Here is a 25,558-nt window from a genome sequence, read left to right on the forward strand (position 1 = left end):
ACTTGGAGCAGTCAGATGCGCTCGTTAAGACGGTCCATGATCCACTGATCAATTTCGGCTGAATCCCATCCGACGGCGCGTATACCAAGTCGCAAGGCTTTGGGGAATTTGCCTTCTTTCATCATGTTATAGATATGGGCACGCTTAAAGCCGGTTTTCGCCTCAACTTCAGCACGGCGAAGGATGCGATGCTCCTGATCAGTAACAGGTGTTTTATTAAGCATATTGGTTACTCCTTAGTACACGGTGACATTCACGGGACTAGCCTGTATTACAGGAAAGCCAACACGGAAATTCAGCAAAGAATGGGCTCATGTAGCTCACCGTATTGTTTTGACGAGTAATGTGTACTCCACCGCTTAGTCAGGCTGGTGTAAGAGCGAGGTAGCACGAACCAAAGAATGAACATAGATGGTGAAACGAGGAGGTAACAAAAAGTTAAATTATTAGTTAACTACACTTATTTTATGGTGCTGAAAAAAATTGAAAAAAAACAGTCAGCATAGGAAAAATTATGAGCTATTCATAGAGATCATATTGATTAATTTATCGTTGAATTTGCGATAGATTGGATTTTTTTGATCAAGGGAAATTCATATAGGAGTGTTGACGAAACGATATATTTTCTCAGTAAGATGATAAAAAAACATGGCCGCATGAATCGACCATGCCTGAGAGGTAGGAATTGATTTCATGATTTTACTTAAGGTTGTTAATCACTTCGGCTCTATGCATAAAACGCTCGATGGCGCATTCAGGTTCTAGCTCCGTTCTGACAAAGCATATTGATGACTCCGGCACATCATCTTCCATGGGTCTGACAATCACCCCTGGGTAGGTATAGAGAGAAAGTTGCGAGGCCAATCCCATTCCGATTCCGTAGCCAGCGGCGACGAGCATCAGCATTTGTTCATGTCCCGAAACATATTCGGCCGCTTCAGGCAAAGAAAGTGCTCTGCTTGAAAACCATCGAGAGACAACTTTGTAACCACCCGCACATTTTTCAGGATGGCACATAATCATTGGATATTTCATTGCTTCTAGCAAGTACACTTTACTGGCGGTAAGTAGAGGATGATTAGTCGGTATTGCCACGGCAGGTGAATCGTTCCAAACATTTTGAGCGATGAATCCTTGCTTGAATTCACCATCTACGGTTATGCCAATATCAATTTGATTGTGACGAAGGGCACTCCACATTTCGGTGGTCGTCATTTCAGTGATACGAATTTCGATGGTAGGATCTTCTTCACGGCTTTTCGCAAGCAATTTTGTGAGCCGTGGTTGAGTAAGTCCGTCAGCTAAACCAATGCGAATCCTGCCGAACAGGCCGTTGGAAGCGGCGTGTACCCGAGATTGCGCATCCTCAAAAAAGGATAGCATTCGACGAGCCTCTTCAAGCATTACCTCACCGGGCCAAGTTAGTTGAATATTTCCTTTACGTTTGTTTAGTAGTTTTACGTTGAGCTGTGCCTCTAGGTCATGGATAGCGTGAGCCAGTGAGGAAGGCTCAATATGCACGCGCTCCGATGCGTGTGTAAAATTCAATTCTTCTGCGATAACCAAGAAATATTTAAGGTGACGAATCCTCATATTGCATCTCCATTCGTGGGGGAAATCGGTGCCCGCTGGAAGTGCCTACATGCCTGATTTGATTAATGCACGAGATAAGACTCTTCGGCGACGGTAGATGTATATGATGATTATGGAATAAATATTGTACATAAGTAATTAAAGTTTCAAATGAAAGTTGAATGAGAGATTTGATATATCGAAATGTTATATTGTATGTCCGCACGCACTTTTACGATTTTAACGTTAACTTATTGAATAAATGGATTTATTTTGGTAATGAACATGCTTGCAGATTCATCATTTCGTAAAAAGTAGTTGGCTTGTCCCATTTATACAAGTTTGTATCCAGCCATGGGATATGGAACTTCGATCTTTAGGACGCGCTTTATGCGTTATTCGTGAGGCTTGACGAGTCCAGGGAGGGCGCTTTCTTTCAATCTTATTCTCAATCGGATTGTTTCTATTGGCATTTTTCGATTGGTCCCTGTCCAGCATGATATTGGCTTATTAACTAAACGTCATCCTTTGCCAATGATCCGGTGTCTGGATATGGCATTAAACGGGGCAGCATGTGAGAGGTTGAACGTTAGTACTATGTAGATTCGGGACATGATTTATTCTTTTGGGCGTAATCAGGTGCGGGCATGAAATTTGAAAGCCCGATGCGTCATTCCATAGTTAGCCGCTCATATTGATTCAGAATATTCAAAGGCGAAAACCTGGCAGGGTTGCCGGTTTTCGCCTATAAGACACTGATAGTGAATTATCGGTTCAGTACATGCAAAAGAGTGTTATTGAACTGCTCCGGCTCTTCCATCTGCGGTGCGTGCCCCAAACCCGCGAACTCAATCAATTTTCCCTCGGGTATACGCTTAACCGTCTCTTTGCCAAGCTGGTCATAATGACCCAGCGTTGCTTTTACCTCCGCAGACGCAATGTCACTACCGATGGCGGTGGTATCCGCCGTACCGATTATCAGCGTCGTTGGCACCTTTAAATCCTTGAATTCATAGACCACAGGCTGGGTAAAAATCATGTCGTATATTAACGCCGAATTCCAGGCAACCAGTTGATGCCCTGGCCCTTGATTCAAACCGGCCAGCATATCCACCCAACGGTTGTATTCTGGCTTCCAGTGGCCGACATAATAGGTGGTGAGTTCGTATTGGCGGATGCTAGCGGCGGAAGTCTTCAGTTCACGTTCATACCATTGGTCGGGTGTACGGTATGGTACACCGAGTGCTTTCCAATCCTCGAGACCTATTGGATTCACCAGCACCAGCTTTTGCACTGCGGCGGGATACATCAACGCATAGCGCGTTGCCAACATACCACCGGTAGAATGGCCTACCACTATCGCCTTATCGATACCCAGGCTAAGCAGCAATGAGTGGGTATTGGTGGCCAATTGCTGAAAACTGTACTGGTAATGCTCGGGTTTGGTTGAAGTGCAAAAGCCAATCTGATCGGGCGTTATCACCCGGTAACCATGCTGGCTCAAGGCCTTGATGGTATCCTGCCAAGTGGCTGCGCAAAAATTTTTCCCATGCAGTAGCACCACCGTCTCGCCGTTGGCGGATCCTCGTGGTGGGATATCCATATAACCCATTGCCAAGGGTACACCCTGGGAAGTAAAGGAATAATAGTGCAGTGGATAAGGATAGGTGAATCCCTGAAGCTGCGGTCCGTATACCGGCGTTACGGCCATGGCCGAATGAATAAAACCAAAAAAATAGGCGACTATAAGCAGAGATTTGATAAAACGAGACATAATTTGAACTATCCAATTAACAGACAGGCGCCAAGCGAAATGGCAAAAGTGATGGCATTTCGTCATTCATTTACCATCTGGGAAAGTGGCTATCGTAATGAATATAAATTCGATTAGGGACGAACAAGGTACAGTCTTGACCCTACCATTTTTTATCCTTTTCAATAAGGGACAAAAAGTGACAAAATCTTACGTGTGTAAATGGATCAGGCTGGGTATGCATCCATCCGCCAAGATAACAAATCTGGCCTGCGCTCCAATGCGGTTGCTCATCTCGCTTACGACTTCCCGCCTCAAACACTGGCCCAAGCACCGTTGGTTGATATCGGCGCAGACTTCCGACTAAACAAGTAGCGCAAGAATTTTATTGTTGTATTGCCAATTTTAAAAGATCTGCTGACATTTTGCACATTTCGGCTAGTTCTAGGTAACCTATTTAATTATTTACTGTAAAAACAATAGGGTGCGACGTAATTATTTTGATTTGCATCCAGATAGTCCGCCCACCACTGCATCATCAGTTTTCTTACCTCAAGATGCTCGGCTAAATGGCTATAGGCAGCTCTGATCGAATTTCTTTCCTGATGGCTCATCTGGAGTTCAATCGCTTCGCGTGACCATTTTCCTGACTCAAGTAAGGCGCTACAGGCCATTGCCCGAAAACCATGCACGCATACATCCTGTTTGGTGTCATAACCCAGCCGCTGCAGAATTTTATTCAGCGTATTCTCACTCATGGTTTTATTTGGGTCGTGATCATTGGGAAACAAAATCGGCAAATGACCCGTAATCTGCTCAATTTCTTTTAGAAGGGCTAGTGACTGATGTGATAAAGGGATCAGGTGAGGGGTTTTCATTTTAGTACCGCGGTGGGAAAAACGAACTCCAGGGAGAGGATCTCTTCTGGCTGGAATAACCCAGACAGCATTATCAAAATCGATTTCCTTCCAACGGGCAAACCGTAGTTCACTGGAGCGGATAAATACATAAAAATTCAAGCGTAACGCCAGTTGGGTCAGCTTGCGTCCTTTATCGTTTGAAAGTCGGGAGAAAAAGTCCGGCACTGATGTTAACGGAAGCGCGGGACGATGTTGCATGGGCGGAGTAGAGACTACGCCGGCTAAATCCAGCGCGGGGTTGTATTTGATTATCTGGTGCTGAACGGCAAAACGCATAATGGTGGTCAGCCGCTGTTGCAGGCGCAACGCCACCTCAGAAAATCCTTTTCTCTCGACTGCCTGAACCACATGAAGCAGGTCAATGGTTTCAATAGTGGTGATATTACGCCTTCCTAGAACAGGGAAAAGATAGATTTCCAGGCTACGCAAGATCCGTTTTGCATGATCTTCCGACCATGTCCGGTTACTCTGATGCCACTGGCGCGCCACATCTTCAAGCATGAAGCCCATTTTTTTTGCCTGTTTTTCCCGGCTGCGGATAAGGGCAGGATCAGTATCTTGACTGAGTAGCCTACGAGCACTGTCACGCTGTTGCCGGGCCTGAACCAACGAAACTGCAGGGTAGGCTCCGAAGGACAGTTTCTTTTCTTTGCCCGCGTAGCGGTATTTAAGCTGCCAGAGTTTTGAACCATTGGGTTTAACAAGTAGGTAGAGGCCCTGAGTATCAGTCAGCTTATAGACTGTTGATCGGGGTTTAGCATAACGAAGGGTGGTATCGGTTAACGGCATTTGGGGGCTCCGTAAATATCGAACCGGTCAAGGCCCCCAATAAAGCCCCCAAATGATGTGGCAGTCAATAGAACAACACGGAACGGGGTGTCACCGTATTTATTACTATCTTATTGATTTTACTACTTCCATGGATTTAGGCAGACATCCCTGGAACAAAAATTGGCTCCTCTGACTGGGATCGCCTTTGCCAGTAACTGGCTGAATAAAAAGCTAAACCTGAATTCGGCTCTTGTCAAGACCACCAAAGTGACCACCAATAGGCCGGGTTACATAAATTGATTTGAGCGGTCTACGTTCATTTGGTAATCGTTACTATGGTTATGTCTACGAGGGTAGTGTTGTTTCTGTCCTCATAGTGGAATTGTACCCGAGAAAATACCTGGGAGCCTGTTCTGTGCATATGTTGTGTGAAAAGGTTTTTGGTCAAAGAGATACTGCCGAAAATAGAGCTAAAAACCGTACTCGTGTGTAAAATTTGGCCCTAACTAATCAAATGAGCAATTTCATATTTTGCGTAGACGCGCGCCCTAAGTTTTTGGCAAGGGTTTTCACACAGTCTGCGCCAATAGCGGACGTTCAAAGTATTCAAGTAGTTACAATATTATGTTCTGGCTTGGGTCTCTAAACGTGGATATGGTGAAATCAAATAATTTTTAAGGGTCAAGATTTCTATGAATATAGCAGTAAGGAACGTAGACAAAGTCAGAGTATCACGTGCGGGACACACTTTTCATGAAAGGTGGACAGCGCGGCGAGCTCTTCAGCTTGTGTTCCCGAAGGATAATCTTTTCGCGATAGTGATCGAAGGCCTATCCCCTAACGAAGATCTAAAGCTTGGAAAGGAGGCAGAGGATATAGCCGACCTTGTTCTTTATTATGGCAATGGAGATACTTTCGAAACCTGCACAGCCCAGCAGATTTTGCAGTTCAAATACAAGGAAGCTTCCGAGCCCGTCACATCATCCTATCTGAAAAAAACGATCAAGAAATTCGCCGCAACACTGCGAAATTTTAAAGCCAGCATTTCGGATGAAGACATAGTGAAGAAACTGTCATTCGGGTTCGTGACGAATGCGGAATTTTCTGGTGAGCTTTGGGATGCTATCGCGTGCTTGAAATCGGGTCGCGCACCGGGGTCCAATAGCGCCAAGAAGCAACTTGAGTACCTCAAAACCTGGTGCAAGGAAGAGAAGGTCGAAGCGGAGGACATTTTCCTGCTCATCGAGTTTCGCGCTGCAACAAATGATTTGCCTGCGCAGAACCGATTCTTGCGACGAACAATCAGTGATTGGTCGGCTGACTCAAGCGGACTGGCTGCAAGGAGGCTGTTTGCACTCGTAGAGCTTGTCCGAGAGAAGTCGCAAATCGAGGGGCAGGGCAAGAATTCTATCAGGCGTGAAGATATCCTCGATGCTCTTGAATGTGATGAGGATCAGTTATTTCCAGCGGATACGCGGTTTGTTGATGTTGGTGATGTCGTTGAGCGCAGCGCCTCTCAAGATGTCAAAGACGAGATAGAAGCCAGCAATCTTCCCGTATTCCTCCATGCTGACGGCGGTGTTGGAAAAACTGTCTTCATCCAGAGCCTGACCACATATCTGACAGATACTTTCGAAATCGTGGTGTTCGACTGTTTCGGAGGCGGGTCGTATCGCTCCGAAGCCCAGGCACGTCACCTTCCTCGGGTTGGCCTTCTGCAAATCGTCAATGAACTGGCGACCCGCGGACTCTGCGATCCACTTTTTCCAACCGACAGCGATCAATATGGGTTGATCGAAATTGCCCGCAAGCGTTTCAAGCAGGCGAGCGAGACTGTCAAAAGTCAGTCTTCACTGCAAGGTATACTGGTTGTTTTGGACGCAGCAGACAATGCGCAGTTGGAAGCCGAGGCGCGAAATGAAATCGCCTTCCCTAGGCTTCTCCTTGCATCGCTGAGCGCAGAACCTATCGAAGGTGTGAAGCTTCTGCTTACTGCGCGTCCTCACAGGATGGAAAGTGTAATCGGAAAGAGCCAGACGAAGCGTCTCGCGCTCGAACCATTCACGAAGGAGGAAACTTGGAGCTTTCTTGAAACAAGGCGTAAAAATATCACCGATGTAGAATTTTCCGCAGTTTTCGCGCGTTCGCAAGGAAATGCCCGCGTCCTTGAGTACCTCGTCGAAAGTTGGGACTCGCATGTGTCCGGCAATGCGCCGCAGAGCGAAATATTCGTCGAAGAATTGATCGCACAAAAATGCGTGAAGATATTCCGGGATCTACATATGGCAGGCTGGCTTGAGATCGAGATTCGCGAATTCTTCGCCGCTTTGTCGCTTCTTCCACCGCCCATTCCGTTAACTGAACTTGCTGAGGCTCTGGGCTGGTCAGAAACGCAAGTCAAAAGCGCGGCATCCGATCTTGCGCCGATGCTTGAGCTGGTCAAACATGGTGCGATTTTTCGCGACGAACCCACTGAAACCTATATCAAGGACCACTATGCAAGAGAGGCTGCAGCCCAGCAGTCCATTGCACAAAGGCTCCTAACGCGCCAGAAGGATTCAATGTACGCTGCAGAAGCGCTTCCGCATTTCCTTGCGGTAATTGGCGACAGCGACAGAGCTTATCAGCTTGCTGGTTCCGATGAGTTTCCTTCTATGATCGAGACTGAATATGGACGGCGAAAATTGAAACTTGCGCGTCTTTATGCGGCATTCTCGCTTGCCATACGAGACGACAACCTAGACAGAGTACTGAGCTTGACCATGCAACTCTCACAGGTAGCCTCGGCAAATGCGAGGGGTGATCAGTTTATCCGGCGTTCTCCGGCACTGGCGACGATCCTTGGAGATTCTGATGCCTCTCGCCGCCTGTTCAATGATCGATCTGGCTGGCGCGGTGGGCGTGATGCACGTCTGATCGTCGCTTACAGTTTTACCGATGAACTGGACGAAGCGCGCATTCATCAAAACAGGGCCATTGGGTGGATAAATTGGCATCTTAATAATGATGATGAGACCAAACGGTTTGACCGCTCGGGGCCGGAGGCATCTGACGTCGCGGCGATTATGTTCTTGAGTGTACTGAAGAACGAGTACTCGTCGTTTAACCGGAATATCCAGATATGGAGTTTCAAGTTTGCACTTTCCGTAATTGAAGAACTGATCACTCTTTGCGCACAACACGAAGTCTCGAATGGAAGTGAGGCTTTGCAGACCCTGGCCAAATTCGCAGCATCGAAAAGGTGCCTGTCTCTTACCTTGCAAATCGGTCTCCTGTCTAAGGAGTGTGGCCTTTCGAAAAGTCAACTCAAGGCTGTTTCGCTAGCGACGAGTTTGCTTTCACAGAGTTACAAGAACAAAGTTCCGAAAGATAACTCCGACTATAAAATGGAGCTGCAGGGGGCTATTGCTGGTGCGGCGATGGACTCCTTAATCGTGAATTCAAGGCAGGCCGCGAAGCGGTTGCTCAAGTTATGTCGACACCGTAGGCCATCATGCTACGACTATGGCGAACGTCATGGCATTAACGGGGTTTGGATGTCTGTTCAATCGGCTTGCATCACGTCCTGGTCGTCAGGCAAAGAGCTGTCTTTTCATCATCTTTTGCCGGAGGAAGTGAAAACAGGGCGAAAGGCAAAATCTATAGCCACCGAAGCTGACTTCAGCGCGTTCCTTGATAGCCTCATCATGACAAGAGACCACAACAGGGGGCGAAAGGGTCGGAAGCCAGAGAAGCGCAAGCAGTTTTCCGGGCATGAACGAGAAGATATTGTGAAGGGCGTGGCCTGCGTCCTGCAGCTAGTCAAACCTATTGAGGCAGCCCTTCTGTCGAAGGTTACGCTTTCAAATGACGTTCTGGCCGAATTCTTGACTGTCTGGAAATCTTCGTTGAGACCCGATGTCCACTGGAGAGCTGAAACCGGAAGAGACAATGTTGCGCGACACGTCGGCATTGGGCTTGCCAGACTGCTGCTTCGCCATTGCGAAACGGTCGAAAAGAAAGAGGCTGAAGAGCTCATAGAAATCATTGGCTTGAACCGGTTTTCGCTGGGTGACAAGCTAAGCGTACTCGCTCTTATCGCTAGGTGCCCCAATCTGTCCGATGTCGCAGGAGCGTACTCCGCGATGATTTCCAGCGACATAGTAAAGGATGACTACATCGAACAACGCGGCGAGTCCTACCAGGATTTGGCTGCATCGTTGCTACCGATGAACATTGGTGAAGCACAAGAGTACTACGCACAAGGTTTGGTTCAACTTGATCAGATGGGTGGTAATGACTTCGACTTGATTTACTCCGCCTTGCACTACGCCGCAGAACAGCCTGGAGGGTTTGTGAAGCCGGAGGTCTCGCACCGGCTCATGAACCTTTGTCAGACGATCTTCCAGCATGAGCCATCAAAGTTCGGATGGACACTGTTCGGACGTGCCGCCGCTTCATCCATCGGCTTTCCGGCGATATACAAGCTGATACGCTGGGATGATCAGGATGTTGTGGATTATTCCTACGGACTTCCACAGCTTGCCTGCTACCTCGCGAAAGCGGGACATCTTGATGCGCGCCGTGCGGCGGTGCTTCTTACAATATGTGAAGATCATGGCTGGCATGAGTGGCAAGTCGGTAAGGGGTTGCACGATCTGCTTTCGATTGCCAATCCTAAGGAAAAGGCTGCAATCTTCTCTCTTGTGGCAGCGAAGCTCGATCAAGAGCACAGTTTTGGTGGGTGGGAAGGGCTATGGGAGAGCCTGCTGGGCTGTGTGGATGCCGTTGAAGAGATCAATGACGAGAGTTTGCGTGATCATCTCCAAGGTCAGTGGGAAGCTGCGCGGCGTAGGCGCGTTATCGAAAATACCAAAAGAAATTATGGTGGGGCGAGCGCTGAATACGGAGTACAGGAGCGTAGCAAGAAGCAGGATGAACAGGCTCGAAACAAAGCCGTCGCGGCGATTGTTGCCAAATGTGACTTTACATCTGCATCATCGGTGGATGCGGCAATTCAAGAAGTTGAGGCCAGTGATGGGCTGCTGTTCGGTAGCAGAAGTCGCCTGCTAGAGGAACTCCAGACTGCTTGCCCGTATGACAAAAGGGTCAAGTTTCTTGAGGCTCTTTGTGAGTCTACCGAGCTTGAATTTGATCGCGCACTCGACCTTATAATCGAATGTGTGGAGGTTTGGGGCAATAGTTCGGTGCATGCAACGAAGAGCGCACCTGATCTGATCAAGAAGCTTTTTGCATTCAAGGGATCCGAGCTTTTCGAGCTCCACTATTCGGGCATCTCCAGACACATCCTTCGTCTATCCAAACTCTGCGGCGATCCAAAATTCGTGTTGCAAACTGTTTTAGAAACGGTAGCGAAGGAGCGCCTTGAGCTCGGAGGAGACGAATGGCTTCAACTGGCGACCAGTCTATCTCGCCACACTGACCCTTCGACGGCTTTAGATGCTTTTGAGAACTTGCTTTCCAGTTCAGTTGCAAAGGTTGGTGATGAAATTGGCGAAGGTGAGTATCGCGCTGCGTTCGCAGGCAAGAGTGACGAAAGTGACGTCCTCGCTGATATCATCTGGCATCTGCTTGGTGATAGTGATGCCTTTGTCAGATGGAGTGCCGCACGAAGTCTGAAGGGCATGCTTGATATCGGATTGACAGAAGATATAGGGTGCTTGCTTGATCGTTTTGATTCGGTTGACAACTCATCTCTGGCCTCAGATAAGCATCATTTTGCTTTTCTGAATGCACAGCAATGGCTGTTGATGGGATTGGCGCGCGCGGCTCTGCACAATGGAGAAAAGCTCAAACCTCTGAGTTCAAAAATTGCAGCGCTAGCAAAGCGAACCGATTTGCACGTGCTCAACAAACTTCATCTTGCCCGATGCCTTAGACATATCGAGGGCGATAAATTCATGAGTTCCGAACTGGAGAAACTGTGGGTAGATGTTCAAACGCCTCTAAAAGGTATCGTTGAACGCGATGGCTTGCCGGTCAATAAAGACCGACGAACTGATTTTGATTTTGGATATGAATTTGATAAAACCGATATTCCAAGCTTGGCAAGACTTTTTGATATATCGAAAAATGAAGCCAGTGATTACATAACCGATGAAGTGATCAAACGTTGGCCAAGTGCAAAAAGCATTTCCGATTTTCCCGAAACGGTTCGCTACCGTCCCGACGAACAGTTCGAGACCTATGCTGAACACATTCAACGGCATGCTCGCCTTTTTGCAGTAACCACACTCGTGAAGACCTTGCCCGTGGCACGGCAATGCTATTATTTGGATGGCCTGAACCCTTGGCAAGAATTCCTACAAGACGAAGATGTTTCGTTTGATGATGGCTCATGGTTATCAGATCATAAAGACTGTGTTCCAGAAGAGGCTCGGGCATATCTACTCGGCGAGCGCAAAGAAAATCAAGAAACGCTTCTTGGCAAAGAGTCGCTGTTTGCAAAGGTCGGTTTTTCCCAAGACTCGGATGATCAGTTCCTACCGCTTTACGGTTACTGGACTTCACCGGATGGCGTACATGTCCGTATAGATTCCGCGCTGATTAAGGGGCGTGGTGCGGTCGGGCAATGTACAAAGTTTTCAAGGTCCCCTGATTACGATCTTTGGTTGCCACGTTTTGGTTCAGATGGACGTGTTGATCGCTACACTGCGAATAATCCGTTCAACCCATTGATTTGGGAACCGGAGAAATATCCCATTGGTATTGACGAGGGTGAAGAGTGGGCCGCTCGGGGAGCTAAAGCCCGTCCAAAACTAGGGCTGTCTCTCAACAAGTTGCTTGGACTGGCCTCCGATGATGATGAACGGCTGTGGCATGATCATACAAATAGACTGGTATTGAAGAGCGGAGTCTGGGGTGAGTGGAGGCAAGAACCAGATGCTCATAGTAAATATCGGGATGAGGGGACTATCCTGTGGGCAGAACGTGACTGGCTCGACGAAGTGCTCAAATCCAGCAAACGAGGCCTCATCTTCACGCTCAGTTTCTCAAAATACAAATCAAGCGACTCATCTGGCATCCGAGAACGGTATGTAATCTTGAAGCGATGTGGTGTTTCCCCCCGCATTTGGTATGCCAAGAAGGCATCTAAAAGGGAGTAATAGTTGAGTAATACACTCTTTGCCGTAAGGCGTGGCTGGTTGACTGAAAAAATCTGAACACCTTCTAACCCTGCAAACAGGAAATGCCGGGTTAGGAGAATTTGCATACACCCGCTTAGGTAAATGACGGTGTGAATGAGCAGCCTCGATAAAATCAAATGAGAATACGAAGAGCTTTCAAAAATACCGCTTGATTCTGACGTGGCCGCTAAGCGGGATACTTACACTCTATGTATAAATTTTATCGGGAGACGTATTGGCTATTTCAGGAAAACATGTTGAAAAGATGTATATCGACGTTAATTTGGTATGAGTAATGATCAGAAAAGAAGGTGGGGAGTGCACCACTTACGGGTGAGGCACCATCTATTAAATTGTTAGCATTCAATCGTGGAATGTTAGAGTATGGAGTTAAAATTGAGAGACTTTAACAATGGCGGTGACATAAACGTTAGCGGGGATTTTAACGTAAATGATAATTCTAAAAGTGAGTTTAAACTCTATATTCATTGCACAAACGAAGAATTACTGGCTGACCGTCCCTTTAGAGCTGAAAACATCAAAATTGAACAACGAAAGAAAATTCAGCGCTTGAAGCCTTTCTTTGCTCTTACCGTTTTGTTAGCTTTCGCTGCGGCTATCTGGGCTATGTACAACGGAAAGACTGATCTTATTACGATATTGATGGGAGCTGTTTCCGCATTTTTAGGTTATCAATCTTTGATTGCGACCATTGAACCAAATACGTTCCAAAAAGAAGAGCAGGCGGCAGTGAACGAAATAAGCAAAATATTAAAGCAGCGTCGAGTTGAGTGATAGCAATGAATGCTAACAAAGTGCTAAAGCAAACAAGTTGCTGAATTCGGCGTTTACATGCGTTTTTCGCTCATAGTAGACCGATTGCAGTACACATTGTTCCATTCCATAAAAATATTGGGCATAGCTCACACAATAACAAGTTAATCGTTGGAAGACAGTTCACCTCAATTGAAAACTTTCATTACATCCCATATATCGATGTAGAGGGCTTCCCTCTTAAACCGTTAAAGGATAACTATCATGGCTATTAAACCTGGTCCCAAACCAATTGCTAAATCGACAGGAAAACCTGATAAACGCCGGCGTGATAATAAGGATACTCCGGGTAACACACCGGGGCTAAAACCGAGTAAATCTACAGGTAAATAAAAATATCAGTGAGAAAATAAATTAGGGTGTAAATAATTTCTTTATGCCCTAATTATGACAATAGATTACAGCATATTGTTCTGTAGCCAGATCTGCGTGCCTTCTATGTCATACGCCTTTGCCCCATATCCTTTCGTAAGTAGGGACTCCGGCAAATAATCGTCATATTTATCCAGATATTTTTCTGGAACATCTGCAGCGAGCTCAGACGCTGAAGGTAAGCCCGACAACTGCATTTCTTTTAGCGCATGTTGGACCGATGACAAACTTGCGTGCTCTATCTCTATAACACCGGAAAATGAACTGGCTTTGAAGCTGCTACGCATGAGCAAGGCCGTTATCGTATTAACGACTTTATCCCCCATCCAGGGGAGAACGTAACTACGCTGGCCGTCGGAAATAAAATGGGAGTTTTGCAGATTGTAACGCTTAAAGTTGTTACAGCCTTCTGCAAAGAGGCTTCTGACGGTGGCATCTGCATAATCGACTCTCTTGCTACCTATGGCTATGCGGTAATCATTTTCCTTGTAGATAGCGAGCATCTCCTGGCGAACAACATCATGTACAGACATACCCCCACCACTAAACTGTGGCGGCTGTCCTCCTTTGGTCGCCTCAACATAGATAACTTTTTTCTCCACCTCGATCTGTGTCACTTTCCAGCGTCGTCCACCGAAGATTATATGCTGGTCAGGCAGAAGAGGGGAGTCCACAGGCACTGTGCCAAGGGTTCGGTTTCCTGTGACAATGCGGAATTCTTCTGGAGTATTGAACACAGCGTAAAACGTATAATGGTTAGTTAGTTTTTCCCCCTCAGCCCCGATAACCATTTCTCCGCTAGCAAGTTGTGTGAGGAGGCTTTTTGCCCCCATATACTTAAGCAGACTTTTGAAATCATTTACGTCAATGTTTCGGAACGGACCGGTCTGACATAATTGCGTCCAAAGTTGATCGGCTCGAACTCCGCCCCATTGTGCGGTGATCGCAAGAATCTGGTGCAGCAGTGTGGAGTAGTGCATCTGGCGAGTATCTGCTGGTTCGAACCATCGCTTAGAGATCATCAATCTGATCATCGCCATCGACTGGACAAGCTGCAGCCGCAAGTGATCTACAATGCTGCTGGTTGCGGTAAGTTCTTGTTCAGAGATCAGCATTCTCAGAACCGATGGAGAATCGCGTCGCCCTGACCGGCCCATACGCTGACGCAAGCTGGAGACGGAATGCGGAGGAGTGACCTGTATAACTGACTGCACCTTACCTATATCAATACCCAGCTCAAGCGTCATGGTACAGATTGCTGTTGTGGGCAAATTCCCCTGCTGTAGGCGGGCTTCAAGCGTCTCGCGTAATTCCCTGGACAAGGATCCGTGATGTGGAAAGAATTCATTCGGAACAACATTTTCCTCACACATGTCGCTCAGCGTCGCCGCAATGCTTTCAGTGCGCTTTCGACTGTTTGCAAAGACTAAATGGGAGTCGCCACGGCAGAGTCTGAAGATGTCAGCGCAGACCTGTTCTTCTGCTGAGCGTTGAGGTTCTTCTCCCTTTTTAGTCACTGGCTCGAGATAGCCTTTGACCTGCACCTGCAGTGTGGACGAGCTATTATTGTCTGTCACAGTTTCGCAGGACAATCGCTTATCCGGACGCAACAGTTCAGGCACCTTATCCAGTTCTCCTAACGTAGCACTCAATGCAACGCGGGGAACCGGATTCGCATGACGTCCCAGCACATGATCAATTCTGTTGAGAAGCGAGAGTAGTTGCATGCCGCGCTCAGAACCAATAAAAGCGTGAAACTCATCAATAACAATGTAGGCCACTGGCGAGAACGCCTGTTTGAGCCAGCCCGGTGAGTTTATGAGCAAAGACTCAAGTGATTCCGGTGTAATAAGCAAGATGCCAGACGGGTTAGTGCGGATTTTCTTCTTTATGCTTTGTGGTACATCACCGTGCCAGGGTGTCACCGGCATATCTAACGCCTCGCCCAGGCTCTCAAGACGACGGTACTGGTCGTTAATCAGCGCCTTAAGTGGGCTGATATAAACAATACCAAACCCGTTAGTGATACCTGCAATTGCTGAACAGGCAGGCAGAAAGAAAGCCTCTGTTTTACCCGCTGCAGTGCTTGCACTAATTAGCACGTCCCGGTCACGGGCTAAAACTGCCGGGATGGCGCTCTCTTGTAGGGGTCTTAAGGCAGACCAGCCCTGCTTATAAACCCACTTACGAACGCGTGGATCGAGACTATCGTAAGCGCTGCTCATAATTTGAAGTTGGCCAGGCCGTCATCATCATCTTCATCCTGTGCAATGCCGTCATCCATATCGCTGGGCCTGTCATCTTCAATTGCCACACCCGAGATTAGCGTCTGCCAGTTTATCGAGCTGTTTTGTTCCAGCACGGCCAGCATGTCCAGGAAACCTTTGATGGTATTTCGGGGGGTACGGAAGTAAGCATCCCCTATGGTTTTACTGCAGTGGTGCAGAAAACCGGTAAGTGCATCATCCGATACCAGATACTTCTCGGGCTCTCCGCCTGCATAAACATGGCGAAGATTTTTCAGTAAAATATACAATTCCTCTGGGGTGAGGCTGGCAAGATGTAGCGTGGGTGACGAGTAGTCAATCACACCTGCCTTCTGAGCGAACCGATTTTCCGCCAGACGCGATTGCAGCGCCTCATAACTGTAAAGCCCCTTACGCGGATCAAACAAGAATTCTGGCGTGCCTCCAAGAACAAAACCAATATTCTCTGCAGAACCCTGCAGACAGTCATTCAGGATCCGCAGGATCTGTTCATAGTTCGCCGTCCTCGCCTGAGTGTTGTTCAGCTTATAAAGGTTTACCATCTCGTCGAGGTTGACCAGTAATCCGGCATAGCCTGCCTGACGGACAAACAGGCTTACCAGCTTCAATGAATCGTAGAACGAGGCATCTGAGATAATCGTCCGGACGTCGAGATCGTTGCGGGCATCGGTTTTTGTGGTGTATTCGCCCCGCAGCCAGCGAATGGCATTGGATTTTAACGTCTCGCTATCCTGTTCATGTCCGCGCCAGAAGGCATCGATGACTTTAGCAAAGTCATATCCCCCCACCATGTCTGACAGAGCAGCCAGGCGTTGGTGAATAACCGACGAGACTGGAGTGCCATCCGCATCAGCCTCCTTCCTCGCCTCCGTGACGAACCTCTCCACAACACTGAGTAACGCATTACCATCAGGTTTGTTGCGGGTGGACATGTTTTTCATAAGTTCTGAGTAGAGATTGCGCGCCTGACCTCCCGATGAGTGAATGCGCCTGTCGGGGGAAAGGTCTGCGCTGACTGTTACCAGCTTTTTTTCAAGTGCAATAGAACGTACTACGCTCATAAAGAACGTTTTGCCTGATCCATATTCACCGATGATAAGTCTGAAGCTTGCGCCGCCGTCCGCTATCCGCTCAATATCCTGGTGGAGGGCCGTTATCTCATGCATCCGGCCCACCTGAATGTGCTGAATGCCTATTCTTGGCGTTACACCAGACTTCAGTGATTGGATAATAGCATCCCGTTCTTTAACTCTTATGCGTGTCACAGACATCAACTATCCCTCTAATTCTTTGGCAATTTGCAGATCTACCCAGATATCATCATTGGCGTCATCCAGCACTGGTGCATCAACCACCGCATAGGACCAATCATTAATAACCTCTAGTGCACCGTTGAGCATCAAATTAAAATTCTCGCACAGTTCTGTCGCCTCTTTACGAGGCCATTGTTCCTTTTCCAGAAGCCTGTGGTAAAGCTGGCTATGTGTATTATCAAGGCCACCATCCTGCGCCCCGGCTACGGGAGTGCTCTCACGCAATTCCGGATCGTCCTCGGTGAAAATCGCGCTAAGTAATTTACGGACATCGTCTGTGGCCGACTCATGGCGAGACAGCACGCTGGCGTCCAGCGTGAACTCAGCGGCCCTAGGGCTCTCTGATGCAGACGACAGCTGGGTAACCTCTGCCGTAGAATGCTGATGGATGTTGCCGGAGATAGTTGAAGGGTCTAATCCCAAGCCGGAATAAATCTTTTCCAGTTGCTTGATTTCGGCAGGCTCAATTCTGCCATCCGAGCAGGCGACCCCCACGATAACCTTACCTACTGCTGATTTTTCCATCGTACTCAGCAGCGCTATTCTATTTTTCATTCCAGTCATGTTTGCCGGGGTATGAAGCTGCCATGTCAAATACGCGTGTAAAGAGCGTTTTTCATCTTCGTTAAGGCCAGAATTATGGTCGATAGCATTTTCCAGCACTTTCTGCTCGGCCTGATCTAGGCTATTGTCGATTAAGGCCACCATTGAGCCCAGCCTTAGCGTCATCACCGCTGAGATAAAAGTCGGAGATGGTGGTAAGCGCGTTCCCTCACCAGCGGCAAATAAAACCAGTGCGCCGTCAGCTTCTGCTTTCACATGGTGGTAAAGCGGATCAGGTGCCAGGCAGTAGCCCATTTTCAGTGCAAAGGCCTGCATCAGGTCGGCCTCTTTTTTATTGATTTTCGCCGGACACTTGGCTTCCATATATGCCCAGAAGTCAGCAACGGTGGTTAACCCCATGCGACTCGCGATCACTTCATCAGCCCAGCGTTTGAATGTACTTAAAACTTTTCCTGCGCTTTCATTAATGATTTCCACTGGCAGCAACATAATTGCCGCAGTATCATTTTCTGACGTACCTTTCCTTCCAAGATAGCGGCTGTAAGCATCCAGTTCATCTGTACAGATCTCTGCAAGCGTCATGATTTTCTGGACTGGGCCCTTCAATGCACTAGGGTCGGGCAAGTCTGGTACAGGAAGTCGAACGCCGCGCAAGCTGGGACTTGCAGGGGTGTAATCCAGACGCAGTCGCGTTTTATTAGGTTTGACAACCATACCCTCACCGTATTTGAGGGTATAGCGCCGTTTGAAAAGTGCAGCAAATTCTTTCGCGCAGCGGCGAGCGGGAGTTCGTAACGAATACTCCGTGTGGTTTGTTACCCACGTTAGCGCCAGATCGGCTGACACAGGAACTCCAGCATCCACAGCCTTTGCCAGCGCAAGCTTAAACAGCATATCTTTGCTGGAACTCAAATCACGGTCAAGAACATCGACCAGGCCAACGTCCGGGCGCAGAATAGACATTGCTTCCAGTAACTGGGACGAGTAATTCCGGAAGGAGCGATTTTCAATGAAAACCGTTCGTAACCGGCATACTTCATTAAATAGAGTACGGAACTCAGCGCCAGAAGTATTATTATCTCGGCTGTCAACCAGTGCCTTTCTTTCCAGGCCATACAGATAGATAAAAACGTAACCTACAGGGCATGCTGCATCATGCCTGTCACTTGCCAGCCAGTTTAGATACGCGCCGCGCGCATCAGGTGAAAGCGAGGAATAACTGGGCCAGTATCCCAATGAGTTATCTTCGTAAAGATAAGGTTTTGGGTATATCTTAAGCGTGCCGTCAATTAATGATGCCTCGCTGCCATCATCATAATAGCCGCTCATGCTTTGCCCGGCGGGCTTCATCCGCTGTCCGAAGTAGAAGTTACCATCGGTGATCTTCACACCACCCACAGTAGTCACCTCACCCGGCAGCACCCATCGAGCCAAAGTACCAGTAGTTTTAGGGGGATTCTGTGGTTGAATCGTTGTTACTCTGTATTCGACACTCCGGCCGCTGTCCAGTGTAAAAGTTGCCAGATCATCATCTTCACTGTCATCTTTTCTCACAACAGCCTCTTTTTTCTTGATGTCAGCAAGCCATTCTTTAGGTGGCGCTTTCACGGTTTTGGAAGGATAAGATCCTGCAGATTTATGTTTTTTCTTTTTGAAAAACAATAGATAAATTACATAAATCGCCGCTATAAATATCCATAACTCCATGGGCAATAACCTTAGAGATGACTTTTCACATACGCCGAAAAATGGCGAGGGAAAGCAGGTGGAAGTAGATTAATCTTAAAATAATACTTCTATATTGCGAGGGTTAAAACCAAAACATGACCAAATTTAGCCTATTGGTTTTCATCGATAAAATCATTCGCTATCAGCTAAATGCCCAAAGTCGGCTGGTAATGCTTAAGACAGGCTAATGCGAAACCTCGGGGGTATTGTTGCGTTAACATGTAAACAACAGCCACATAGCTGTAGACATTGTAGGACTTTACAATGACTGCAAAACTTACCTGTTTACTGAGCAGAGTTCACGATCCTACTGAAAACACAGCCTTTGGGTGGAGCTTTATTCCTAGTCTATTAGCCTCGAACGTTCCCGCCTCTCGCAATTCAGACTGCCATATCTTATGTGGTCTACCTCAAAATACTGCCAGTTCAGCTTTGAACTAACATCGCTAAATTCAACCCTCCACCTATTTCACCGCTGCGAACCAAGGGGCGCTACGCCCGCCTATGCAGTGACAGCTTTTTCTCCGGGTGACTTCCGTTCTCGTATCAGCTTCCGGTTAATCGTTTCCCAACACAACCCGTCCCGCAAGGGTAAATAGCACGCATTCTGCGCCCTTGCTGGCCGGAACGGTGCCGGGAAAGCGAACCGTCAGGCGATACGAAGACGAAAATCACACCACTGACGGAGAAAAAACATGACTATTTCCCTGCATAGCCAGACTAGCGCCCCTAACACCGCAGCAGCAACTAGCGTATCCCCGCTGGAGCAGTCAGGCTCCTCAAAAACGAAATTTTCCAAAACCAAAACCGATATTTATCAGACTGTCACTGACAACATCATTTCTGCACTTGAAGCAGGAGTTAAGCCGTGGTCATGCCCGTGGCAGCGCGTACCTGGTATGTCAGGATTACCTTCAAATTACGCGACAGGTACTGCTTACAGTGGGATGAATATCATGTTGTTGTGGGGCAGTGCGTCAGAGCAAGGATTCAACGATTCACGCTGGATGACCTATAAACAGGCGCAAGCGGAAGGCGGGCAAGTGCGCAAAGGGGAGCACGGCACGACAGCCATTTTCTATGCAACCTTAGAGAAGGAAAGCGAAGACGGCGAAATTGTCCAGATACCAATGCTGAAAACCTTCACCGTGTTTAACGTTCAGCAAATTGATGGTCTTCCGCTGACAACTGAAACCATCAGCCCGGATGCAACTTTTGACCCGTTGCCGGAGGCTGAAAATCTTATCCGAAAAAGCGGCGCAAACATCATTGAGAAAGGACAAAACGCCTTTTTCCAACCCTCAACTGATCAAGTATGGCTACCAGAGCGCCATCTGTTTTCTGATGCAGCTAATTTCTATGCTACCGGCCTGCATGAGCTGGTTCACTGGAGCGGTGGTAAAAAACGCCTTAACCGTGAAATGAAAGGGAAATTCGGCAGTGCAGATTATGCGGAGGAGGAATTAGTGGCGGAGCTGGGAAGTGCTTTTCTGATGGCGGATTTGGGGATTGTCGGAGAGGTGCAGCATGAAAGCTATATTGCCTCATGGCTCCAGGCGCTAAAAAACGACAAGCGCTATGTTTTCAAAGCGGTCAGCGCCGCCTCAAAAGCGCATAGTTATTTAATGGATAAAGCCTGAGGGCAGGGGCAAGAAGCCGCAAAGGAATGTGGCTTTAACCTTACATAGCGGTGGGAGGAGTAGCAGTGGTGTTAGGGTGTATAATTCCAATGCGAATTTTACTGGCATACAGTGTCAGGAAAATTCGCAGACTGCGGGGCGGGCGGCAAAGAGCCCGCTCATTCCTTTTAGATACATTAGAGCAGACTTGATCTGGCAGTGTTCTCTGTTAGAACACGATTTCACTTGATAGTCGGCAACGAGCCAGAAGCGGAAGTTCGGAATGCAAACTTACATCAAGGTGTCTTGAGTCATAGGGAGCAGGTCACCTAAACTTGGTAGTAAGAGACTCGGTTACACATCCTTTTTTCTCTGCCACCCTAGATTCCCTGAACTTTCGGGTCGTTAGTCCGATTCCACTAACCGTAAAGCCGGTAAGCAACGCTGGACCACCAGAGGCGGCATTTCGGGGCTAGTGGCTTGTGTCTGGTGGTAAATAACTGGCATGCAGCTAACTTCCTGGTAGCGAATTAAGTGGCTACTAAGGACTGAACCAAAACACTGACGCGATCCGGGGCTTTACATGGTCGAAATCTCTGCATGCTGCTTCGTTTCCCGGTCCTTAAGTCGTGCAGAAATCCGCCACCCGGGCGACCTTATGCAAGAGTCGCTTTGCTTAATTTTAGCTCTCACTTCCCCCCGGCTTCGGCCTATTTGCGTTCTGCCCTAACCCGAGTGTCAGCTCTGCTGTCGGGGAGCGAGATTACCTAATGACTGGATTAACAAAAATGACTTTAATGTTTTCATTAAAACTGTTATTAAAATTTATTAAGAATAAGGAATAAGAAATTTCTGTAATTATCATATTTCTGTCTGAGTTTAACAGAACGTCGCTGTTAGATGGCAAGTGGATTAAGTAATTGATTTAGAAATATAATTAATCTGTGTAGGGAGGCGCATGAAGCTTGAAACGATTCGTTTATCTGGTTTTCAGTCGTTTGGACATGAATCAACCGAACTGAGCCTTGAAGATATAACATATGTCATTGGCCCTAATGGTTCAGGTAAAACCGCAGTTCTCCAGGCTTTGTGTCGACTTTTTGCATTCGACCCTTCGTTAAGGCGGATCCAGCGTTCAGATTTCCACGTTCCCTTTGATGAGGAGGAGGTTCCGCTTGAGCGCCAGCTGTGGATAGAGGCTGATTTTCTGTTTCCCGAACTGGAAGATGACGAGGACAACAGTACCGTAGCTCCCCATTTTAGTCATATGCGACTGGACGAGCCGGATGGGGTTCCGCGCGTGCGTTTTCGCCTTAATGCGACTATAGGGCTGGATGGAGATATTGAAGACGCTTTGGTATATGTCCTGGAAGTTGATGGAGATGACTTGCCTCTGAATGTCGCTCAGGTTCCACGCGCTGAACGTAATCATATCCAGGTACACTATCTGCCTGCCAGACGCGATCCGGCTGACCATATTACTTACGGTGCGAATGCATTACTAGGGCGTTTACTTCGCGCTGTTCGTTGGGACGCTGAGCGCGAAACGATTAAAGGGCTGACCGATCAAATAAGTGACAGCCTTGCGGCAAACCCCTCGGTGAATGCTTTCAGTGAGAGTTTAAAGGCAACATGGGCAACGCTGCATAAAGGTAAATTTTTTGCTGACCCTAAAATTACTTTTGTCGCATCAGAAATTGAATCGCTGTTAAGGCATCTGTCTGTTTCATTTACACCAAGTCACGATGGCTCATTTGTCGATTTTTCAAGGCTGAGCGATGGCCAAAAGTCCATGCTTTACCTTTCTCTTGTCTTATCGTCTCAGGCTATTGGCAGGGCTGTTCTTGCAGAAGAAGATGTATCGTTTGATCCCGATAAATTACGTCCACCAGTCTTCACTCTGGTAGCCCTTGAGGAGCCAGAAAACAGCCTTTCACCACATTACTTGGGCCGCATTGTTAGCTCCCTAAATGTCATGACAAAAAACCTGGATGCGCAAGCTCTCATTGCTACGCATGCGCCCACAATGCTGCGACGGGTAGTACCTGAGTTCATACGTTATCTTCGACTGAATGAGTCACGAGAGACACAGGTCACTTGTATTAAATTGCCTGATGAAACTGATGAGGCACATAAGTTTGTGAGGGAAGCCGTCCAGGCGTTTCCGGAAGTCTATTTTTCAAGGCTGGTAGTGCTTGGCGAAGGTGATAGCGAAGAGATTGTGCTGCCACGCTTGCTTCAGGCCAAGGGTGCGCCCGTTGATGAATCAGCCATCACGATAGCGCCTTTGGGGGGGCGGCATGTAAACCATTTCTGGCGATTACTTACAGCGTTAAAGATTCCCTTTTTTACACTGCTCGATCTTGATGTAGCCCGCCATGGGGCAGGATGGGGGCGAATTAAGTACGTAAATGACCAGTTTTCCAAACGTCAAAGGCGTTACAAACTTCCTGAATCTCACGGAATTCCAAAATGGGATGATGAAAAACATAAAATTCGAGACTTCGAACATTATCTCGACATGCTTGAAGAGCGCGGCGTGTTTTTCTCCTACCCGATGGATTTAGACTTTGCAATGTTACTTGCGTACCCAGAAGCCTATAACGTTGAGGAAGAGAAGCCCGACAATGCAACTATAAAAGCTGTTCTTGGAAAAAGTCATTACGATTCATCTCAGTACAGGGATGTTGAATTAGCGCTTTTTAATACCTATCACCAACGTTTCAAGCTCGGCAGTAAACCCGCAGCTCACATTGAGGCGTTAACTCAGCTAAATGATGCTGATCTACTTAAAAGCATGCCAGATTCACTGGACAGGTTGGCTGATGCGGTTATTGCCAAACTCTCGGAACTGCCAGAATGATTACTGTCGAAGAATGGCAGCCCGCAGATGGATTGACGCTGGAACCTAATGCGAAACGTGCAGCGAAAGCGAGTAAACGTTGCCTGGCACTGACTGCCGGACCGGGGGCGGGTAAGACGGAAATGCTTGCACAGCGTGCTGACTTCCTTTTGCGAACAGGAACATGTCGATACCCCAAAAGGATTCTGGCGATCTCATTTAAGGTTGATGCCAGCAGAAACCTTACAGAACGCGTTGAACGCAGGTGTGGACGGGATCTGGCTTCTCGCTTTGACAGTTTTACCTTCCACGCATTTGCCAAGCGCATCATAGATCGATTTAGGCCGGTACTCACGGGTGAATATGCCTTAGATGCTGGTTACACCATTGTAGACAAGAAAAGCGGGGCATCTCGTCACGAAATAGCATTCGGCGATCTGGTTCCCTGTGCAATTAAAATATTGCAAACGTCACAAATAGCCCGAAATGCAATCCGGCAAACTTATAGTGACATTTTCCTTGATGAATTTCAGGACTGCACAAATTTACAATATGAACTGGTAAAGCTCGCTTTTCAGGGAACCAAAATTCGACTGACTGCAGTCGGTGACACAAAACAGAAAATTATGGCTTGGGCAGGTGCTCTGGACGGCATTTTCCAGTCCTTCACAGAGGACTTTAATGCGGTGCCGCTCAACATGTATCGCAATTTCCGCTCAAAACCAACATTGCTGCGTGTTCAGAACGAAATTATTCGTAAGTTAGATCCTGACTCTGTAATGCCTGATGATCAACTGAAAGGGGACGAAGGGGAGGTTTTTGCCTGGAAATTTGAAGACAGTCAAACTGAAGCTATCTATCTGGCTGACCTAATTGATGGATGGATAAATAAAGAGCAGCTACCTCCAGCTGAAATTGCAGTCCTGGTTTCAAGGCAACCAGATTTGTATGCTGATCACCTCTTCAGAGAGTTAGAGCAGCGCGGAATTCCCTACCGCAATGAGCAGCAAATGCAGGACATCACGGTCGAACCAGTGGCTCGTTTAATCGTTGATTACCTGTCCTGTCTTTATGCGCAGCGGGAACCTAAAGCCTGGATCCGCCTGATGAACCAGCTGGTTCCCTTTGCTAATGAAGAGATTCAGACCAGCGTACGAAAAGGTCTTGATCAACTTATAAGAAAGCATCGTAAGGAAGTGTCTGATGCAAAAAAAACGGAAACGCCCTTTTCTGAATGGTGGAGATTTGGTCGCGCTCTTTTAAAGCATATAGGTTTACAGACGCTTGTTGCATTATCTCCTGATTATGAGTCCCATGAGCGTCTGAAACAGGTTATTCGCGATGCCAGAGAACGTATCAAAGATTTATTGGAAATCGAATCTGATTTACCCCTCGCATTAAAACGATTTGCAGATGATCAAGCTGTGCGAATTTTGACCATTCACAAAAGCAAAGGATTAGAGTTTGATTCGGTTGTAATCATGGCTGTAGAAAATGAGACTTTCTTTGGTAAAGAAGAAGAAAATCGCTGCGCGTTTTTTGTCGGTGTTTCGCGAGCAAAGAGACGCCTTATTTTAACTCATACGAACAAGCGTGATGAACCGGCTAATGCTAAGCACTGGAAAGTTTTTCGGACTGCTCGATTAGAGTATTTTGATTATGTTCTTCCGTTTGTGAGGTAACGGCCAGCTCAAAAATCACTTATAATCCCACAATTATTTTCACATTATTTACTGGGTTAAAAAAGCATTGATTTTTACAATTGGCTATTCAAACATCGTTCAATAATCGATGCGGAGTGCCATTTGCAGCGTCCGCTTCTGGCACAGGTTGTGTGAAAACTTTTTTGGCCGCTGAAACTGCCAAAAACAGAGCT

The 25,558-nt window shown here is 47.4% G+C and carries 13 protein-coding genes; 6 read left to right on the forward strand and 7 right to left on the reverse strand.

Annotated features, from left to right (window positions below; all coding sequences use genetic code 11):
- Positions 1-11: 11 nt before the first annotated feature.
- The 4 genes from ACL2XF_RS06940 to ACL2XF_RS06955 all read right to left on the reverse strand — a co-directional run bounded on the left by ACL2XF_RS06940 (position 12) and on the right by ACL2XF_RS06955 (position 5,034).
- A complete protein-coding gene (locus tag ACL2XF_RS06940) occupies positions 12-224 on the reverse strand; it encodes an AlpA family transcriptional regulator (protein WP_132921183.1) in 213 nt (70 codons plus the stop codon).
- A gap of 475 nt (positions 225-699) precedes the next feature.
- Positions 700-1,593 (reverse strand): LysR family transcriptional regulator, encoded by an 894-nt coding sequence (locus ACL2XF_RS06945; RefSeq protein ID WP_132921184.1) that lies wholly within the window; start codon positions 1,591-1,593, stop codon positions 700-702.
- 745 nt (positions 1,594-2,338) lie between these two features.
- Positions 2,339-3,346: an alpha/beta fold hydrolase gene (locus ACL2XF_RS06950; protein WP_413728325.1), complete on the reverse strand. Its 1,008-nt coding sequence runs from the start codon at positions 3,344-3,346 to the stop codon at positions 2,339-2,341.
- Between the two features lie 440 nt (positions 3,347-3,786).
- Positions 3,787-5,034 carry a tyrosine-type recombinase/integrase gene (locus ACL2XF_RS06955; protein WP_132921186.1) on the reverse strand — a complete coding sequence of 416 codons (1,248 nt, stop codon included), beginning with the start codon at positions 5,032-5,034 and terminating at the stop codon, positions 3,787-3,789.
- Positions 5,035-5,708: 674 nt separating this feature from the next.
- On the opposite strand from ACL2XF_RS06955, the gene ACL2XF_RS06960 reads away from it, so the two are divergent.
- The 3 genes from ACL2XF_RS06960 to ACL2XF_RS06970 all read left to right on the forward strand — a co-directional run bounded on the left by ACL2XF_RS06960 (position 5,709) and on the right by ACL2XF_RS06970 (position 13,310).
- Complete coding sequence (locus ACL2XF_RS06960) at positions 5,709-12,122, forward strand: hypothetical protein (protein WP_413728326.1); 6,414 nt, start codon at positions 5,709-5,711, stop codon at positions 12,120-12,122.
- Positions 12,123-12,527: 405 nt separating this feature from the next.
- Complete coding sequence (locus tag ACL2XF_RS06965) at positions 12,528-12,938, forward strand: hypothetical protein (RefSeq protein WP_050088135.1); 411 nt, start codon at positions 12,528-12,530, stop codon at positions 12,936-12,938.
- 243 nt (positions 12,939-13,181) lie between these two features.
- Positions 13,182-13,310, forward strand: a complete 129-nt coding sequence (locus ACL2XF_RS06970; RefSeq protein WP_254902640.1) for a hypothetical protein — start codon at positions 13,182-13,184, stop codon at positions 13,308-13,310.
- Positions 13,311-13,375: 65 nt separating this feature from the next.
- Here ACL2XF_RS06970 and ACL2XF_RS06975 read toward each other — a convergent pair whose 3' ends face one another.
- The 3 genes from ACL2XF_RS06975 to ACL2XF_RS06985 are packed head-to-tail and all read right to left on the reverse strand — an operon-like array spanning position 13,376 to position 19,200.
- Positions 13,376-15,574: a DEAD/DEAH box helicase gene (locus tag ACL2XF_RS06975; RefSeq protein ID WP_075337581.1), complete on the reverse strand. Its 2,199-nt coding sequence runs from the start codon at positions 15,572-15,574 to the stop codon at positions 13,376-13,378.
- Positions 15,571-16,887, reverse strand: coding sequence for an ATP-binding protein (locus ACL2XF_RS06980; protein WP_075337580.1), 1,317 nt, complete (start codon positions 16,885-16,887; stop codon positions 15,571-15,573). The genes ACL2XF_RS06975 and ACL2XF_RS06980 overlap by 4 nt, the downstream gene beginning before the upstream one ends.
- Positions 16,888-16,890: 3 nt before the next feature.
- The gene (locus ACL2XF_RS06985; protein ID WP_075337579.1) at positions 16,891-19,200 is read right to left on the reverse strand and encodes a TerB N-terminal domain-containing protein; all 2,310 of its coding nucleotides are present in this window, start codon (positions 19,198-19,200) and stop codon (positions 16,891-16,893) included.
- Between the two features lie 716 nt (positions 19,201-19,916).
- On the opposite strand from ACL2XF_RS06985, the gene ACL2XF_RS06990 reads away from it, so the two are divergent.
- The 3 genes from ACL2XF_RS06990 to ACL2XF_RS07000 all read left to right on the forward strand — a co-directional run bounded on the left by ACL2XF_RS06990 (position 19,917) and on the right by ACL2XF_RS07000 (position 25,364).
- Positions 19,917-20,861 carry an ArdC family protein gene (locus ACL2XF_RS06990; protein WP_075337578.1) on the forward strand — a complete coding sequence of 315 codons (945 nt, stop codon included), beginning with the start codon at positions 19,917-19,919 and terminating at the stop codon, positions 20,859-20,861.
- Between the two features lie 937 nt (positions 20,862-21,798).
- On the forward strand, positions 21,799-23,703 hold the full coding sequence (locus ACL2XF_RS06995) for an ATP-dependent nuclease (protein WP_075337577.1): 1,905 nt from the start codon (positions 21,799-21,801) through the stop codon (positions 23,701-23,703).
- Entirely contained in the window at positions 23,700-25,364 is a 1,665-nt protein-coding gene (locus ACL2XF_RS07000) for a UvrD-helicase domain-containing protein (protein ID WP_413728327.1), read from the forward strand. The genes ACL2XF_RS06995 and ACL2XF_RS07000 overlap by 4 nt, the downstream gene beginning before the upstream one ends.
- The last annotated feature ends 194 nt before the right edge of the window (positions 25,365-25,558 follow it).

This window comes from Sodalis sp. RH19, from assembly GCF_047324215.1.
GTDB lineage: Bacteria > Pseudomonadota > Gammaproteobacteria > Enterobacterales > Enterobacteriaceae > Acerihabitans.

Bases quoted from the DNA above. Each gene is read 5' to 3' on its own strand.
- ACL2XF_RS06940 (WP_132921183.1), bottom strand. From the start codon at position 224: ATGCTTAATAAAACACCTGTTACTGATCAGGAGCATCGCATCCTTCGC.
- ACL2XF_RS06945 (WP_132921184.1), bottom strand. From the start codon at position 1,593: ATGAGGATTCGTCACCTTAAATATTTCTTGGTTATCGCAGAAGAATTG.
- ACL2XF_RS06950 (WP_413728325.1), bottom strand. From the start codon at position 3,346: ATGTCTCGTTTTATCAAATCTCTGCTTATAGTCGCCTATTTTTTTGGT.
- ACL2XF_RS06955 (WP_132921186.1), bottom strand. From the start codon at position 5,034: ATGCCGTTAACCGATACCACCCTTCGTTATGCTAAACCCCGATCAACA.
- ACL2XF_RS06960 (WP_413728326.1), top strand. From the start codon at position 5,709: ATGAATATAGCAGTAAGGAACGTAGACAAAGTCAGAGTATCACGTGCG.
- ACL2XF_RS06965 (WP_050088135.1), top strand. From the start codon at position 12,528: ATGGAGTTAAAATTGAGAGACTTTAACAATGGCGGTGACATAAACGTT.
- ACL2XF_RS06970 (WP_254902640.1), top strand. From the start codon at position 13,182: ATGGCTATTAAACCTGGTCCCAAACCAATTGCTAAATCGACAGGAAAA.
- ACL2XF_RS06975 (WP_075337581.1), bottom strand. From the start codon at position 15,574: ATGAGCAGCGCTTACGATAGTCTCGATCCACGCGTTCGTAAGTGGGTT.
- ACL2XF_RS06980 (WP_075337580.1), bottom strand. From the start codon at position 16,887: ATGTCTGTGACACGCATAAGAGTTAAAGAACGGGATGCTATTATCCAA.
- ACL2XF_RS06985 (WP_075337579.1), bottom strand. From the start codon at position 19,200: ATGGAGTTATGGATATTTATAGCGGCGATTTATGTAATTTATCTATTG.
- ACL2XF_RS06990 (WP_075337578.1), top strand. From the start codon at position 19,917: ATGACTATTTCCCTGCATAGCCAGACTAGCGCCCCTAACACCGCAGCA.
- ACL2XF_RS06995 (WP_075337577.1), top strand. From the start codon at position 21,799: ATGAAGCTTGAAACGATTCGTTTATCTGGTTTTCAGTCGTTTGGACAT.
- ACL2XF_RS07000 (WP_413728327.1), top strand. From the start codon at position 23,700: ATGATTACTGTCGAAGAATGGCAGCCCGCAGATGGATTGACGCTGGAA.